Here is a 15970-nt window from a genome sequence, read left to right on the forward strand (position 1 = left end):
CTATTTTAACCATCGGTTATAAAACAGAAAAGTCCGATGAATTTCAATTCACCAGGCCTTTTTTTTAAATTAGCTTTTAACTTTCTTTGTCCCGGCCTTTGAATCTGTTAAAAAGTTATCGGCAGGTTGTTTAGTGGGAGAAAAAAAGTAGGGGACGTAAATCAGTAATAAGTTATTCGATAACGATAACATTCACAAATTCGTCAGGGTCGTTATTGATATCCATATACTGCTTAAAATTCTGAATATCCTTATCAACCATATTTTTGAATACCGGATTCAATATTTTGGCTATCCCTGCACCCACACCGCCTGCGGGAGGCTGGTAGCTGATCACCACATCTACAATGGTGCCCTGACCGTCAATGGTATCCTGGAAACGTACCTTACCGGCATTATTGATCATGGAATCGGATAACGAGCTCCAGCCGATCATTTCGTTAGGTTCGTCATGCACAATTTCGGCATGCCAGCTAACGGTGGCTACATTTTTAGGCAGTTTGAGCACCCAATGTGAATATTTTGAGTCGATGACTTCCACACTTTCCAGGTGCTTCATAAACAGGGGAAGGTTATCCAGCTTGCGCCAAAATTCATAAACCTTTTGCCGTGGCTTGTTTACTATAAATGACGAACGGATATTTACATTTATGGGATTAGTTGAGAGCTTGCCAATACGTTTATAAATTTCACAATGGCCGGTAATACCACGGTTTAACAGGTAGCCACCGGCACCTATTTTCACAATACTTGCAATCGGGTTTTTAAAAATGTTTTTAAAGCCCGAGAAACCGAGCTTCATGCCACCTGCAATGGAGGTAAAACGCTCCGGCCAGTTTAGGTTTATACGATCGTCGCCGTAAAGTACAGGGTAGTTGTCAGTATATTTTACTATTGTAGTTGTCATAGGTTTTTAAATAGTTGTCGTTTTTAAAACACCATTGGTACTACTAAGTTTGCTTAAAGTGAATTTTATTTCCTTTTGCTATAAGTAAATTTAAATTTAGTTAAATCGGGCAGATGCTTTTTAGGGCACTTTAATTCATACTGATAAATCACCTGGCCAAGATTTTTCAGGAAAGGGAGGCACACGGTTGCGTATTCGTATTTATTATCGTTCAGTATGCCATCTTCATTTGATTGCACAACAGCGCTGAGCATAAACTCCACCTTATTTTTAAAATCAACGATATAGGCATTGTCAATATCGTAGCCATAACTATCACCAACTTTATTAAAAATCCTGATATCAGGATTAATTAAAGCTGTGCTATCTCCTCCGTAAAACAAAAACTTGCAATAGGCCGGGAAATATTCAGGCCGGTTATAAGTAGGTTTTGTGTTTTCCGTTGGGAAGGTACTCATGTAGCGATAAATGAGCTGATAATCATCCGCTGATAAGTTAAAGCGCTGTGCTTTCGGGAAAGTTTCAGGAAACAGCAATCGTTTAAGCACCATTTGCTGGTCGGCAAGAGAATAGACATTCTTTTCCGAAAAATCAAGAGGTTTATTAACCAGCCGGTCGCTGCTGTCTAAATAAGCTTTGCCCTGCAGCATATTTTCCAGATGCATAGGATAATTTGATTCATCATATAGCCCCGGTTTATGATAAATTAGCTTATTATCATTGTAAAAATTCATGGGATTGGTATGCCTTGTGCTTTCACCAGCATCGCCGATAGCTAACCTGCCTACAATACGGGTATTGTCAAGATGGTATTTCTTAAGCTTTTGGTTGATCTCCGCACGGCCTACAAATTCGTATAACCGGTTAAAAGCATCGTTATCGCTTACCAGTAAAATCTTTTTGATATAGTTTTCTATACTGGGCAGGCCTGTTGCAGATGATGTATCTGCACTGACTTTAGTCTGGCCGGCAAATGAACTATCGATGATCATAACCGATTTTCGGCTGAAACCTTTTACTTTTAACTCGTTCAATTTTTCAAGCGCAAATATTGCTGTTGGTAATTTTACTGTGCTTGCCGGGTAAAAATAATGCCGCGCATTTAGGCGGTAACTATATGAACTAAAGTGGGGAATATTGTTTTTATCCCTGTCTATCCTGGTGTATAGGATTTGTACTTCGTTTTGAGTGGGATGGTTCAAAATGCCTGAAAATAATTCCGGATGCCCATGTAATATGCCTTTCAGAAAAACGGTATCAGGCTGTTGGGCAAAGCTGCCAAATGCCGTCATCATCAGTAATAAAATACAGAAATGTTTCATCCCGCTAAATATAACTATGTAGTTTGAGGTTGACAGATACTTATTGTACTTTTACAGCGCTTTAGGTTTCATTAAATTATTATTTAATGAATTAAAAGGGAATACGGTGTAAGTCCGTAACTGTCCCGCAGCTGTAAGCTCCGTAACCATTGCCAAATCTATAAAGTCACTTCCGGTAAACAGGAGGGAAGACCAGGCAAAAGGGGAGTAAGTCAGAAGACCTGCCAAGGCACTATATATTATTCATAGCTTTCGGGGATTGAAGCTTGAATGTGAATGCTCTTCTATTGGTGTGTTTTCATTTCAAAATCTTCCAAAATTGAGTTTTGTTGCGGATATGAAGAAACGCTTACCTATAATTTTTTGCAGGCAATTATCGCCAATAAAAGGCTATAGCTTATTGCTGTTTATGGCGCAGGTAGCATTAGGCACTAAGGCCTCGGCACAATCAGATACTACCAAAAAAATCAATGAGGTTAAAGTTTCTTCTTCGGCTATACCTCAAATTCAAAACCCGGCGCCGGTACAATCAACATCTGCAACTGATTTTAAACGAACTGCATCGTTTAACGTAGCTGATGCTATCAGGAATTTTGCAGGGGTTAATATTAAAGATTATGGCGGCATTGGTGGTTTAAAAACGGTATCAGTACGGAGCCTGGGTGCAGATAATACTGCTGTTTTGTACAACGGCGTGCAGCTTAATGATGCACAGAACGGGCAAATTGATCTTAGTAAATTTAACTTGAACAATGTTGAGGAAATTGTTTTGTACAACGCCCAACCAACTGATATTTTACAAACAGCCAGGGCATATGCTTCGGCTAATGTACTTGCCATTAAAACAATTCACCCGGTATTAGATTCCCGGAAGCCTTACAATATCATTGTTGGAATTAAGGGCGGCTCGTTTGGGTTAGTAAACCCTTATTTACAATGGCAGCAAAAGGTCAGTAAATATTGGTCGTTTGTGATCAATAGCTCCGTTCAGGAGGCAAATGGAAGATATAAATATCATGAAGCCAAAGACGGCTCCGATACCCTCGCAGTGCGTAAAAATGGGGATGTTCATGTTCAACAGGCAGATGGCGGGCTATACTGGACAAAATCGGATAGTGATAAATTCAATCTCCAGTTTAATTTTTACAACTCAAAAAGGGGATTGCCCGGGCCTGTTGTTTACTATGCCGCACCTACTAATCAAAGGCTGCAAAACAGGGACTTTTTTGTTCAATCCGGCTATCAGCATAAAGCGGTTAATGGGCTTCAATTATTAATTAATGCCAAGTATGCACATAGTTATGTTCGATACCTTGATACAGGTGTTTACAACAGCAACGGGGTAATTGATGAACATTACCGGCAAAACGACTTCTATATATCAGGAGCATTGGCATACAAGTTCACGCCTAATTGGAAAATATCATATGCTTCGGATGCTGATATCAGCAATTTGCAATCTGACGTTTATAAATATGCATTCCCAACGCGTACAAGCTTGTTCAATGTTATAGCCACCGATTTCAGTATAGGTCAATGGCGCCTGCAAGCCAATTTATTAAACACTTATATACATGATGAGGTTAAAAGCGGTCCGGCAGCAGCTTCAAGATCAGCATTTACACCTGCGGTAATTGCTACATTTAAGCCTTTCGCCAGTCAAAACCTGCTTCTTCGGGCTTATTACAAAAGCACATTCCGCAATACTACTTTTGCAGAACAGTATTATTACGCCATTGTGCCCCGGCCTTTAAAACCTGAATATGCTGACCAGTATAACATTGGGGCCGCATACACCAAAAGCTTTGCCGGTATTTTTGATTATATCAATATCAGCGCCGATGCTTATTATAACCATGTAAAAGACAAGATCTCTTATATCCCAACCCGTTCGCCCGAAACGCCTTCCGTAATTAATTTAGGAAAAGTTGATATAAAAGGGCTTGACGTTGTTTTAAAAAGCGGCTTTAAACCATTTTATAATTGGAAGGGTTTATTAAGCGTTAGCTACACCTATCAGCAGGCACTGGATGTGACCAATCCAACTGACCTGTATTATCTTGAGCAAATTCCATATACGCCCAAACATACGCTGGCATTAAATGCAGGTTTCACACATAAACAGTTTGGTGTTTATTACAATGAGATCTTTTCGTCATCAAGATACCAAAACAGCAATAACGTTCCCGAATATTATCTACCCGCGTATTCGGTAAGTGACGCTTCATTTGTGTATAATTTCCTGGCAGGGGCAAAGCCTGTAGCTGCATCGTTTGAGGTAAACAACCTGTTTAATAAAAACTATGCTGTAATAAGCAGCTATCCTATGCCCGGCAGGTCATACCGGCTTACATTTCAAATAACCATTTAGTATAAAATATATGAAAACACTGAAACTCCAACATTTATTTATAGCATGCACTGTTGCTGTTACCTTAGCATCATGTCATAAGGATAAAAAGATAGTGCCTGATGATAAACCTACTGCAGAAAGGGCTGGTTTATATGTTTTAGATCAGGGTAATCTTGGTTCGCCTAACAGCGCCTTAACTTATTATGATTACACCTCAAAAAACTTAACTGCCGATATCTTTCTCTCGGCCAATGGTAAAGGTTTGGGAAATACTGCTAATGACCTTAAGGTTTACGGGGCGAAAATGTATATCGTAGTTGATAAATCGGGTACTGTTGAAGTAGTTAATCCTAAAACGGCAAAATCAATTAAGCAGGTACTTTTCCAAAATGCAGATAAATCGTCGCGCGAGCCGCGTTCAATAGCTTTTTACAAAGGCAATGCTTATGTTACGTTATATGATAATAATGTAGCGGTTTTAGATACAGCAACCCTTACCGTAAGCAAATACATCCCGGTTGGTCGCAACCCGGAGCAGCTGGCTGTTAGCAACGGTAAATTGTACGTAGTTAACGGTGGTGGCTTAAGCTACCCAGACGTTGATAAAACTGTATCGATCATCGATTTGACAACTTTAACAGTTACCAAAACCCTGCAAGTGGGCGTTAATCCATATGCCGTAAGTGTTGATCGCTATGGCGATGTTTTTGTACACTCTTACAATTTATACCCTGCCAATCCGGAGCTGACTATTATCGATAGTAAAACCGATGTGGTTAAATCTAAGACCGACTTTGCCGGCGGGCCGTTTACAATTAATGGCGACGTTGCTTATTATATAGCATCAGACGGTACAATTAAAACTTACGATGTTAAGAACCTGAAAGCTTCCGGGGCAAATTTTATTACCGACGGGACAACCTTTACCAATGCTTATGCCGTAGTAGCTGATATATTAACCGGCGAAGTTTTTGTTACTGACGCAAAGGATTTTAATTCGAACGGATTAATATATGCTTTTGATAAGAACGGAAAAAAGGAATACAGCCTTACTACCGGTATTAACCCTGGCAGCGTTGTTTTCGTAAACAAGTAATATTGCCTGTTTTTATTTACAGATTATCAGTAATTTTACCCCACATATAAAATCATGACCGCAAAAGATAATACCAACCGCAACCTGTTCCTGATCCTGATGATCGTGGTTGCTGCCGCATTCAGGCTTTTAGCATTTAAGTATAAAGAATTGAGTAATTTCAACCCTGTAGGTGCTATTGCATTATTTGGCGGTGCTTATTTTACATCAAAGTGGAAAGGCTACTTAACGGTATTGCTTACACTGTTTACTACTGATATCGTAATTAATTATTTATATACCTCAAAGCTAACTTTATGGTACAGCGGTGCCGAATGGGTATATTTATGCTTTGCTTTAATGGTGCTGGTGGGTAATTTACTTGAAAAGGTAAATGTTGTTAATGTGCTTTTAGCATCAATTGCAGCCGTTTTAATCCACTGGTTAATTACCGATTTGCCATGGTTGTATGGTACGCTTTATCCGCATACACTGGCGGGTTATGGCGAATCGTTAGTTAAAGCTATCCCTTTTGAGCGCAATATGGCAATAGGGACTTTGGTGTTTAGTGCGATACTTTTTGGCGGCTTTGAATTGGCTAAAAACAAGTACACTTTTCTGCGGGATAAAAAGCAATTGGCTTTATAATATAAAAGCATTTAAATTTAAAGCGGATTGTTGAAAGGCAATCCGCTTTTTTTGTGACCTGACTAATCATCATCTACTTAAACCAATATGAAGAATATAGTAATACTAACCGGGGCAGGTATCAGCGCCGAAAGCGGCTTGAAAACATTCAGGGACAGCGACGGCTTGTGGGAGGGCTATAATATTGAGGATGTAGCCACACCCGAAGCCTGGGAACATAACCCGGTTATGGTGCAGCAATTTTATAACGAGCGCCGTAAATCTGTATTGGAAGCTAAACCCAATGCAGCCCATTATGCGCTCGCTGCGCTCGAAGAAAGATATAAAGTGACCATCATCACCCAAAACATCGATGACCTGCATGAAAGGGCAGGTTCAACCAATGTAGTGCATTTGCACGGGATCATCACCCGGTCGCAATCAAGTATCAAACCGGAGCTTACTTATCCTATTGATGGCTGGGAAATTAAGATGGGTGAGAAATGCGAATTAGGCTCACAATTGCGTGCCCATGTGGTTTGGTTTGGCGAAGCTGTGCCGATGATAGAAACGGCAGCGATGATCTGTGCAGGAGCCGATATGTTTATACTCATTGGTTCGTCACTGGCAGTTTACCCGGCAGCCGGGTTGATCGGCTATGTTGACCGCGAAGTGCCGAAGTATATTATAGATCCCAACATTCCTTCAGTGAATGTAAAAGGAACCGTAATTAAAATCCAGGAAAAAGCTACCGTTGGTGTACCTGCTTTGGTAAATGAATTATTGAAAGATTGAAATCAATAATTCATTAATTCTCTAATTCAATAATTAACTATGAAATGCATTTTCAACTGGAGCGGTGGTAAAGATAGTGCTCTCGCCCTATATCATTGTCTGCAAAATCCGGATTTGGAGATCGTTTATCTTGTAACCACCATTAATGATGCGGCCGACAGAATTTCGATGCACGGTGTAAGAACGGAGCTCCTGATCAAACAGGCAGAAGCTATCGGCATTCCTTTGTACCAGATCCGCCTGCCCGAAATGCCTGGCATGAAAGAATATGATGATGTGATGAGCTATCACCTAACCAAATTCAAAAATGAAGGCATAACCCATTCAATTTTTGGCGATATATTTTTACAGGACCTTAAAGATTACCGCGACATGCGGTTAAGCGAAGTAGGACTTAAAGGTATTTACCCTTTATGGAAAAGGGACACAACCGAACTGATCAATGAGTTTTTAAACCTCGGTTTCGGGACAGTAATAGCCTGTACACAGCAACGATTAGAGCGGATAGTGGGTAAGGAAATCAGCCGGGAACTGATTGACGCTTTGCCCGATGATGTTGATGTATGCGGCGAAAACGGGGAGTTTCATACCTTCACTTTTAAGGGGCCAATATTTACCCATCCAATAAAATATAAAACCGGCGTTAAGATTTATAAAGAATATGCCGCGCCAAAAAATGCCGATGATTCCTGCGTTTCTGCTGCCGACTTAAAACCCTCCGGTTTTTGGTATTGCGACCTTGTATTGGCTTAAGTGCCCATTTATTTTGCCAAATCAAGCGCAGAATTAAATTTTGTTATAAAATATAAATACACTAATTATCAATAAATTAAATCAAATTAGTTCAACTTTAAATTTAGATATATTAAAAAAGAAGGCGTGAATTGTACTTTCAATCAATTAATAACCAAATTAAATTCTGTTTAAGATTTTATTTAAATACAACTACCTTATTTTCAATACATTTACAACACTTGCCTTAATAATTATATCTAAAATATGCGTCTTTATAATCTGTGCGCATGTCATTAAACCGGGCTGCTGCTTTCTTTAAAAATTCTTCATCAAGCAATTCAAAAACACTGTTAACGCCATCTGTTAAATCCATTTCAGGGATCTTGAAACTTTGCTCAAGGGAGCCCTGCTCCATCTTTACAATGAATTTATTATTCATATTCAGGATAGAGATTTTAAAATCCGGGTGCGGGAGTTCTGCAACAATTCTCATGTCTTTTTTTTATTTATTCAATAAACCATCTAACGGGTCTTTTCCATTGATTGTACCAAAGCTGGCAACCGGTTTAAACCGGGCAAAGAGCTCTTCACTATACCAACCCTCACTTCTTGTCTTTTTTATTACTTCGGCATGTTCGGGGCTTTTATATGCAAAGTCTTTCACATGGCCGAGGCTTTCCCAAACAGAAAACGTTGCCTGCCTGTAAACCGGCGCTTCGCCAATGCCAAAGGAATTTATATACCCTGGGGCGGATGCCATCAGATGCGCAACGGTATCAACATTAGCCCAAAAATTCTTTAACCTGCTAAACCGGATAGTGGCACGGGTAAGTACAACAACCGGGCCGTTAATATCGCTTGCGTCCGGCTTACCGAAAGGCTCCTTGCCATCCCAGCTTCCGTGGCTTTGCAGAGGCTGGCAAAGTATAGTCCAGTTTTCAGTACCTAAGATCTTCCACCAGGAGGATACAAATGACCGATTGTAAAATGCGTTAAAATCATCATGGGTATCCCAGCAGGCAAGCAGTCCCCACTGCTGCCAGTCGGGTTCAAGATCAAAAGTTCCGTTTTTGCCCGAACCGAGAAGCTTGTAAAAGCTGCATCCTTTTTGCACAAGCAGGGGCAGACGATGGATGGCCATAGCCAGCAGAGCAAAAGGAATAAACAGCTTTCGATAACGGATTATAGTGAGACTAACAATCATGCAAATGCTAAATAAAAGATTAAATATGATATTTGTCTTATTTACTTTCAACACCACATTGTTACTTTTGTACCATGGCAGAGGATTTAACAATTACCGCATCAACCGATAAAACCGAACAGTATACCACGCTTATTCCCCAAATTGAAGCTTTACTTTACGGCGAACCCGACCTGGTGGCCAACATGGCCAATGTAGCAGCGGCTTTAAAAGAGCAGTTTAAATGGTTTTGGGTAGGGTTTTACCTCGTGAAGGAAAACGAACTGGTTTTAGGGCCATTTCAAGGCCCTGTAGCCTGTACCCGTATCGGCTTGGGTAAAGGCGTTTGCGGGGCCGCGTGGCAACAGGCTAAAACATTAGTTGTACCCGATGTTGATGCATTTCCCGGCCATATTGCCTGTAGCTCACTTTCGCGGTCGGAGATAGTAGTGCCTGTGTTTAAAGATGACAAAGTGGTAGCCGTACTTGATGTAGATAGCGAATTGCTTGATCAGTTCAATGAAACAGATGCACAATATCTGGAGCAAATTGTAAAGCTTATTAATTTTTAATGAGCAGGATTTATCTGATTGCCGGCCTTGGCGCCGACACCCGCGTATACAATAATATTAGCCTTAATGAACATGAAGTAATTACTGTCGACTGGATTGAACCCAATTCAAATGACACTTTAGTTACTTATGCACAAAGGCTTATTGATCAATACAATATCAAACAAAATTCGGTACTTATTGGTAATTCTTTAGGCGGGATCATTGCAGTTGAAATGGCAAAGTTTATCCCGGTTGAAAAAGTTATCCTGATCTCCAGTATCAAAACCAGCGATGAGGCACCGGGATATTTTAAATTCTTCCGCGCGCTGCCTGTTTACAAACTTATCCCCGGTAAAGTGTTTAATTCGATGGGATCGATGGTCAAGCCTCTGTTTGGCCACATGAGCCAGGAGGATGCATGGTTATTTGGTGATATGCTCAAAAAATCATCCCCTGTATTTATGAAATGGGCTATGTATGCCATCCTGCATTGGAAGAACGAAATCATCCCGCCGAACCTTTACCACATCACCGGCGATAAAGACCTTGTGTTTGATTACAAAAGAATAAAAGGTGCTACCATTGTTGAAGGCGGCACACATATTATGATCTTTGACAAGGCAAAAGAAATCAACAAATTATTGAAGGGGATCCTGAAAAAATGAAATTACCTGAAAGCTATTACCTGGGCAATGACGTTGTAAGTATCAGTAAAGACCTGTTAGGCAAGTATTTATTTACCTGCATTGATGGTATAACTACAGGTGGTTATATTGTTGAAACAGAGGCTTATAATGGCGTTATAGATAAAGCTTCACATGCTTTCGGTAACCGCATTACGCCCCGTACTAAAACCATGTTTATGCAGGGCGGTATTGCTTATGTTTACCTGTGCTATGGCATTCATGAAATGTTCAATATCGTTACTTCAGTTGAAGGGCATCCGCAGGCTATCCTAATCAGGGCAATTCAACCTACCGAAGGTATTGAGGCTATGCAAGTGCGGCGCAATATGCCTGTGCTTAAGCCCAATATTACCTCAGGGCCTGGGTCGGTAGCTAAAGCTTTGGGAATTTCGCGTAATATCAATGCTTTCAGCCTGCAAAGTGATAGTATCTGGCTTGAAGATCGAGGGTTGCGCTTTTCAGATGACGAGATAAAAGCCGGTCCGCGGATAGGTGTGGCCTATGCAGCCGAAGATGCCTTGCTGCCTTACCGCTTCTACGTAAAAGGGAACATTTACGTAAGCAAGCCAAATAAATAAGCCGTCAATTTTGTATTATTGGCGAATGAACTATCAAAATGATCTGACATTTGCCCGGCAGCAGGATGAGCAGGACCCGTTAAAAAATTTCCGGAGCCGTTTTTTAATCCCCCGGCATAAGGGTGAAGATGCGGTTTACCTTTGTGGGAACTCACTCGGGTTGCAACCTGTTTCAGCGCAGCAATACCTGGCCGATCAATTAAACACCTGGCAAAACCTTGCGGTTGAAGGCTGGTTCCAGGGCGATGATCCCTGGCTTGATTATCATAAACAAATTCAGAGCTCAATTGCCCGCATTGTAGGGGCACAGGAAAATGAGGTGGCTGTAATGAACTCACTTACAGTAAATCTTCATTTACTGATGGTAAGCTTCTATAAACCAAGCAGTAAGCGATTTAAAATAATCATGGAAGGAGGGGCTTTCCCTTCAGATCAGTATGCGATGGAAAGCCAGGTAAGGTTCCATGACCTTGACCCGAAAGAGACAATCATTGAGATTTTCCCGCGGGAGGGAGAGGCTACTTTACGCACCGGAGATATCATCGATGCCATCGATAAAAATAAAAATGAACTTGCTTTAGTGCTGTTTGGAGGGATAAATTATTACACCGGGCAATTCTTCGATCTGAAAGCAATAGCTAATGCTGCCCATGAAGCAGGGGCATATGCAGGTTTTGACCTGGCCCATGCTGCCGGAAACGTACCCCTGCAATTGCATAATTGGGGCGCTGATTTTGCCTGCTGGTGCTCGTACAAATACATGAACTCGGGACCTGGTGGTATAAGCGGCATTTTTGTACATGAAAAGCATTTTACCGATAAAGAACTGAACAGGTTTGCCGGTTGGTGGGGATACCGGCGGGATAAGCAATTCCTGATGGCCCCGGGCTTCGATCCTGAAATGGGTGCTGCCGGCTGGCAGGTAAGCACAAGTCCAATCCCGCTCCTCGCTTTATTTAAAGCCTCTATGGCTATTTTTGATGATGCGGGCGGGTTAGATACCCTCCGGCAAAAAAGCATTCGTTTAACGGGCTATTTGGAGTTTTTAATTCAGGCGATCAATCAGGAGCTGGGCGAAGAGGCTTACAAGATCATAACACCCGCCGATCCGAATGCCCGCGGCTGCCAGCTTTCGGTGGTTTGTAAACAAAATGCACGTGCCATTTTTAATTACCTGGCACAGAATGGAGTTATAGGTGATTGGCGCGAACCGGATGTGATCCGCCTGAGCCCTGTACCGCTTTATAATACGTTTGAGGATGTTTACAAAACAGCCAAACTAATGGCTGATGCATTAAAAGCCGTTTAAATTTTCAGTGATATGGTTTATTACAATCCTAAAGAGTGGTTTTCATTTATCTTTAAAATAAACAAGGCCGAAACCCTTCGTGAGCTTTTTCCGCTTATGATTGCGGTTGGCGCATATGCCGGTGTGGTAACTTATTTCCTGATCGACTTTTGGCACCTGCCTGATACAAGCATCCTCAAAAAGGTGATCTTCATTCATCAAACCATAGGTTTTGTGTTTTCGTTGCTGCTGGCATTCCGTATTAATTCGGCTTATGACCGCTGGTGGGAAGGGCGTAAGATCTGGGGAAGCCTGGTTAATAACAGCCGTAACCTCGCCATTAAATTAAAGCACCTGATTGGTGAGGATGAGCTGGCTTTTTTCAATTATGCCATTCCCCGCTATGCAAGGACGCTTAGAGACCACTTGCGTGATGAATATGTTCCCGAAGATCAGTCTTTTATCAGCATTGATTCCCAAAAACATGTACCCAACCAGGTGGCATCTGAAATGATCAAAAACATTTACAGGCTCAATAAAGAGGGGGTTATTAACCCGGAGCAATTGTTTAGCATAACTGCCGAAATTACTTCTTTTACAGATATTTGCGGTGCTTGTGAACGCATAAAGAAAACGCCGATCCCGTTTTCATACAATGTATTTATCAAGAAGTTCATCTTCACTTACATTATGACCCTGCCGTTTACCTGGGCTTTTGATCTGAAGTATTTTATCATCCCGGTGATTGCTTTTGTGCTTTTTGTTTTTGCAAGTATTGAGTTATTAGCCGAGGAAATTGAGGATCCCTTTGGTCGCGACGCTAATGATTTGCCCTTGGATAGTATCTGCGAAAATATCCAAAAACACGTAGGGGAGTTGATAGGATAGAAGCATGCTCAAGATAGCTTACGATCCGATATATGCCCATCCGCTGCCCGAAGGCCACCGCTTTCCGATGCTAAAATATGAGTTGATCCCTGCCCAGCTACTGCATGAAGGTGTGATAGGTAAGGATAACCTGTTTTCGCCTGGCTTGTTAGACGAAGATATTATCCTCCGTACCCACGATAAAAATTACTGGCATCAGCTGCGCGACCTGACATTATCACCAAAAGAACAACGGCGAACAGGCTTCCCTTTATCCGCACGATTGGTAGAGCGGGAAATTCGAATTGCAAAAGGTACAATTGATGGCTGCCGGTATGCTTTTGAGAGCGGGGTTGCGTTCAATGTTGCTGGCGGCACCCATCACGCTGGCAGTAATTGGGGCGAAGGTTTTTGTTTATTAAATGATCAGGCAATTGCAGCTAATTATTTATTAGATAGTGAATTAACTAAAGCTATCTTAATAGTTGATTTAGATGTACACCAGGGCAACGGCACTGCCGAGATCTTTGAAAACGAACCGAGGGTATTTACATTTTCCATGCATGGGGCTAATAATTTCCCCTACAGAAAGGAACGATCTGATTTGGATATCCCCTTACAGGATGGCGTAAGCGATGACGAGTTTCTTGAAATCCTTCAATCAACACTGCCGGGATTGATTGAACAGCATAAACCAGGGTTTATCTTTTACCTTTCGGGCGTGGACGTTTTGGCTACTGATAAATTAGGTAAACTGGCCTTAAGCAAAGAAGCATGCAAAACCCGCGACCTGTTTATTTTTGAGCAATGCTTTAAACATCATATCCCTGTACAGGTGAGCATGGGAGGAGGCTATTCGCCGCAAATAAAAGATATTGTTGAGGCGCATTGCAATACCTTCAAAGCAGCTATCGACGTCTACTTTTAATCTTTTGCTATTATCGGTATTGCAGGCTTTATCTTGTGGCTTTTGCTGAGAAGGTTAAAACGTACAAATAAAAGTACCGATGCGGTTGCCAAACCAAGTACAAGGCCGTACCAAACACCATAAACACCCAGGTTAAATTTAATGCCAAGCAGATAGCCAATAGGCAATCCAATTACCCAGTAAGCTAAAAAAGTAATTACGGTTGGAATGTTTACATCGCCCATGCCCCTTAGTATGCCAAGCCCGACAACCTGCGCTCCATCAAACAACTGAAAGAATGCTGCTATGATAAGTAGCTGTGATGCAATCACTATTACATCTTTATCCGAAGTAATTATCCATGGTAAAAGGTGCCTGCCTAAAGCAAATACTACTGCGGTAAAGCTCATGAACAGCAATACAATGTGGTAGTTGGAAATAGCTGCAAGCCTTAAATTACGATGATCGCTCACACCAAAATAGTTTCCCGATTTAATAGCTGCAGCCGCACCAATGCCACTGGCCATCATATAGGTCATAGATGCCATGGTTATAGTTACCTGGTGTGCGGCCTGGGCTACCACACCAATAGTGCCAACTAACAAAGCAGCACCGCCAAAAGCACTGATCTCAAAAGTGTATTGCATTGCCACCGGTGCCCCAATTTTCATGATCTGAATACCGCGGATCCTGTCGATATTTTTAATGGCAAAATCAGTTAAATACGTTTTGAAATTTTTCGACTTGAAAACATATATTCCCATTACCGTGGCCATCAAACAGCGGTCGATAAGTGTGCTGTAGCCTACACCTTTTATGCCCATGGGATGAACACCAAACAACCCTTTAACAAAAATGATCCCCAGGCAAATGTTGATAATATTACCCCATATGGATATCATCATGGCTTGTTTGGTAAAGCCCAGGCCTTCCGCAAATTGCTTGAACGTATTGAAAATTAACAGCGGGATAAGAGATAAGCTAAGCAGGAATAAATAAGGTTTGGCTTCCTTAACAACCTCGGGCGATTGGTCAAGATGGCCGATAAGTAACATGGTGCCAAAGTAAATTCCGCAAAACAGGATAATCCCGCTCAGCATATTCAGGAATAAACTATTGGATAATAACAGCCCGCATTCTTTGTGATTTTTACGGCCATTGTTTTGAGCGATAAGTGGTGTTAAACCATAGGAGATGCCCATGCCAATAACCAGCGGAACCATAAAAAGACTGTTTACTGTTGATACAGCAGCCAAAGAAACAGTACCGGCAAAGTGCCCCACAATAATGGTATCAGACATTTGAACAGCCGTATGCCCAACGTTTGATATAATTACCGGGATAGCCAGTTTAAGGCTTTCAAGATAATAAGGTTTGTATTTTTGGTAAACGGCTCTCATAGTTACTTAGGCTGCAGGAGCGCAAAAGTAACCATTTGGGTACACACAAAAGTCAGCAGGCTGTATAATATTCTTCCTTTTCGGTTGTGTTGATCTTGATCAGGCCTGACAAAATCAAATCTACAAGTACATTCTGAGCACGGCGGCGCCCAACTTTAAGCAGTTCGCTGCACTCTTTTATGGTGATTCGCCCAGCAGTTTCAAGATGGCCAAGCAATGTTTTTTCGCTGTCAGAGTACTCAATCAGTACGCCCTCACTATTTGATGAGCGCTTTAAAACCTCCAGTACAATTTTACTGGCCAGTACGCTCTTATCTTTCACGCGTACATAAGCCCACCATTTTCCATCCTCAGCAAGTGCATAGTGTGGCTTCAGTTCGCTTGCCGGGGTATCAACAACCAGCACTAATTTATCATCAAAATAAATCTCCTCAAATGTAGGCTCAAGGGCTGGGCGCGAAAAAAGATGAGCCGCTTTGGTAATCATGTACCGTTCCTCGTCTTCAGATTTTACACCTTTTATCGTGCCGTCGTCAGTTACGCCAATAAGTAATTTACCACCTTTGTTGTTGGCAAATGATACCATTGTACGGGCTATTTTTTCGCAGCTGGTTATCGTTTTTTTAAAATCGACCGTTACACTTTCTCCTTCAAAAATCAGCTTCTTAACATTTGTTTTATTCATAGCCTTTT

General features: G+C 41.5%; 17 protein-coding genes and 1 riboswitch. Of the genes, 11 read left to right on the forward strand and 6 right to left on the reverse strand.

Annotation, left to right across the window (positions count from 1 at the left end; translation table 11 throughout):
• Nucleotides 1-172: 172 nt before the first annotated feature.
• Nucleotides 173-907, reverse strand: coding sequence for an SRPBCC family protein (locus tag ACFFGT_RS27125; RefSeq protein ID WP_377025646.1), 735 nt, complete (start codon nucleotides 905-907; stop codon nucleotides 173-175).
• 65 nt (nucleotides 908-972) lie between these two features.
• Nucleotides 973-2229 carry a serine hydrolase gene (locus ACFFGT_RS27130; RefSeq protein WP_377025647.1) on the reverse strand — a complete coding sequence of 419 codons (1257 nt, stop codon included), beginning with the start codon at nucleotides 2227-2229 and terminating at the stop codon, nucleotides 973-975.
• Nucleotides 2230-2274: 45 nt separating this feature from the next.
• Nucleotides 2275-2472, forward strand: a riboswitch (cobalamin riboswitch).
• 94 nt (nucleotides 2473-2566) lie between these two features.
• Here ACFFGT_RS27130 and ACFFGT_RS27135 point away from each other — a divergent pair.
• The 5 genes from ACFFGT_RS27135 to ACFFGT_RS27155 all read left to right on the forward strand — a co-directional run bounded on the left by ACFFGT_RS27135 (nucleotide 2567) and on the right by ACFFGT_RS27155 (nucleotide 7832).
• The gene (locus ACFFGT_RS27135; RefSeq protein WP_377025648.1) at nucleotides 2567-4600 is read left to right on the forward strand and encodes a TonB-dependent receptor plug domain-containing protein; all 2034 of its coding nucleotides are present in this window, start codon (nucleotides 2567-2569) and stop codon (nucleotides 4598-4600) included.
• Between the two features lie 10 nt (nucleotides 4601-4610).
• Nucleotides 4611-5678 (forward strand): YncE family protein, encoded by a 1068-nt coding sequence (locus ACFFGT_RS27140; protein ID WP_377025649.1) that lies wholly within the window; start codon nucleotides 4611-4613, stop codon nucleotides 5676-5678.
• Between the two features lie 54 nt (nucleotides 5679-5732).
• The gene (locus tag ACFFGT_RS27145; RefSeq protein WP_377025650.1) at nucleotides 5733-6305 is read left to right on the forward strand and encodes a DUF6580 family putative transport protein; all 573 of its coding nucleotides are present in this window, start codon (nucleotides 5733-5735) and stop codon (nucleotides 6303-6305) included.
• 87 nt (nucleotides 6306-6392) lie between these two features.
• Nucleotides 6393-7079 (forward strand): SIR2 family NAD-dependent protein deacylase, encoded by a 687-nt coding sequence (locus tag ACFFGT_RS27150; RefSeq protein ID WP_377025651.1) that lies wholly within the window; start codon nucleotides 6393-6395, stop codon nucleotides 7077-7079.
• A 39-nt stretch (nucleotides 7080-7118) separates the two neighbouring features.
• On the forward strand, nucleotides 7119-7832 hold the full coding sequence (locus ACFFGT_RS27155; protein WP_377025652.1) for a Dph6-related ATP pyrophosphatase: 714 nt from the start codon (nucleotides 7119-7121) through the stop codon (nucleotides 7830-7832).
• A gap of 226 nt (nucleotides 7833-8058) precedes the next feature.
• Here ACFFGT_RS27155 and ACFFGT_RS27160 read toward each other — a convergent pair whose 3' ends face one another.
• Together ACFFGT_RS27160 and ACFFGT_RS27165 are read right to left on the reverse strand one after the other, a co-directional pair.
• Nucleotides 8059-8307: a hypothetical protein gene (locus tag ACFFGT_RS27160; RefSeq protein ID WP_377025653.1), complete on the reverse strand. Its 249-nt coding sequence runs from the start codon at nucleotides 8305-8307 to the stop codon at nucleotides 8059-8061.
• Nucleotides 8308-8316: 9 nt separating this feature from the next.
• On the reverse strand, nucleotides 8317-9018 hold the full coding sequence (locus tag ACFFGT_RS27165; protein WP_377025654.1) for a DUF3291 domain-containing protein: 702 nt from the start codon (nucleotides 9016-9018) through the stop codon (nucleotides 8317-8319).
• Nucleotides 9019-9092: 74 nt separating this feature from the next.
• Between ACFFGT_RS27165 and msrC the strand changes: the two genes are divergently transcribed.
• Genes msrC through ACFFGT_RS27195 form a run of 6 tightly spaced genes read left to right on the forward strand, consistent with a single transcriptional unit; the run spans nucleotide 9093 to nucleotide 13898 of the window.
• A complete protein-coding gene (msrC, locus tag ACFFGT_RS27170) occupies nucleotides 9093-9569 on the forward strand; it encodes a free L-methionine (R)-S-oxide reductase MsrC (protein ID WP_377025655.1) in 477 nt (158 codons plus the stop codon).
• Nucleotides 9569-10216 carry an alpha/beta hydrolase gene (locus tag ACFFGT_RS27175; protein WP_377025656.1) on the forward strand — a complete coding sequence of 216 codons (648 nt, stop codon included), beginning with the start codon at nucleotides 9569-9571 and terminating at the stop codon, nucleotides 10214-10216. Before msrC ends, ACFFGT_RS27175 begins: the two co-directional genes overlap by 1 nt.
• Nucleotides 10213-10815, forward strand: a complete 603-nt coding sequence (locus tag ACFFGT_RS27180; protein WP_377025657.1) for a DNA-3-methyladenine glycosylase — start codon at nucleotides 10213-10215, stop codon at nucleotides 10813-10815. Before ACFFGT_RS27175 ends, ACFFGT_RS27180 begins: the two co-directional genes overlap by 4 nt.
• 25 nt (nucleotides 10816-10840) lie before the next feature.
• Nucleotides 10841-12124 carry a kynureninase gene (gene kynU / locus ACFFGT_RS27185; protein WP_377025658.1) on the forward strand — a complete coding sequence of 428 codons (1284 nt, stop codon included), beginning with the start codon at nucleotides 10841-10843 and terminating at the stop codon, nucleotides 12122-12124.
• A 12-nt stretch (nucleotides 12125-12136) separates the two neighbouring features.
• Nucleotides 12137-12991: a bestrophin family protein gene (locus ACFFGT_RS27190; protein ID WP_377025659.1), complete on the forward strand. Its 855-nt coding sequence runs from the start codon at nucleotides 12137-12139 to the stop codon at nucleotides 12989-12991.
• A 4-nt stretch (nucleotides 12992-12995) separates the two neighbouring features.
• Nucleotides 12996-13898, forward strand: coding sequence for a histone deacetylase family protein (locus ACFFGT_RS27195; protein ID WP_377025660.1), 903 nt, complete (start codon nucleotides 12996-12998; stop codon nucleotides 13896-13898).
• On the opposite strand, the gene ACFFGT_RS27200 is transcribed toward ACFFGT_RS27195, so the two are convergent.
• Nucleotides 13895-15277 (reverse strand): MATE family efflux transporter, encoded by a 1383-nt coding sequence (locus tag ACFFGT_RS27200; protein WP_377025661.1) that lies wholly within the window; start codon nucleotides 15275-15277, stop codon nucleotides 13895-13897. The genes ACFFGT_RS27195 and ACFFGT_RS27200 overlap by 4 nt on opposite strands.
• A 52-nt stretch (nucleotides 15278-15329) precedes the next feature.
• Nucleotides 15330-15962 carry an AlbA family DNA-binding domain-containing protein gene (locus ACFFGT_RS27205; protein WP_377025662.1) on the reverse strand — a complete coding sequence of 211 codons (633 nt, stop codon included), beginning with the start codon at nucleotides 15960-15962 and terminating at the stop codon, nucleotides 15330-15332.
• Nucleotides 15963-15970 lie beyond the last annotated feature (8 nt).

The organism is Mucilaginibacter angelicae (genome assembly GCF_042434235.1).
Classification (GTDB): Bacteria; Bacteroidota; Bacteroidia; order Sphingobacteriales; family Sphingobacteriaceae; genus Mucilaginibacter; species Mucilaginibacter angelicae.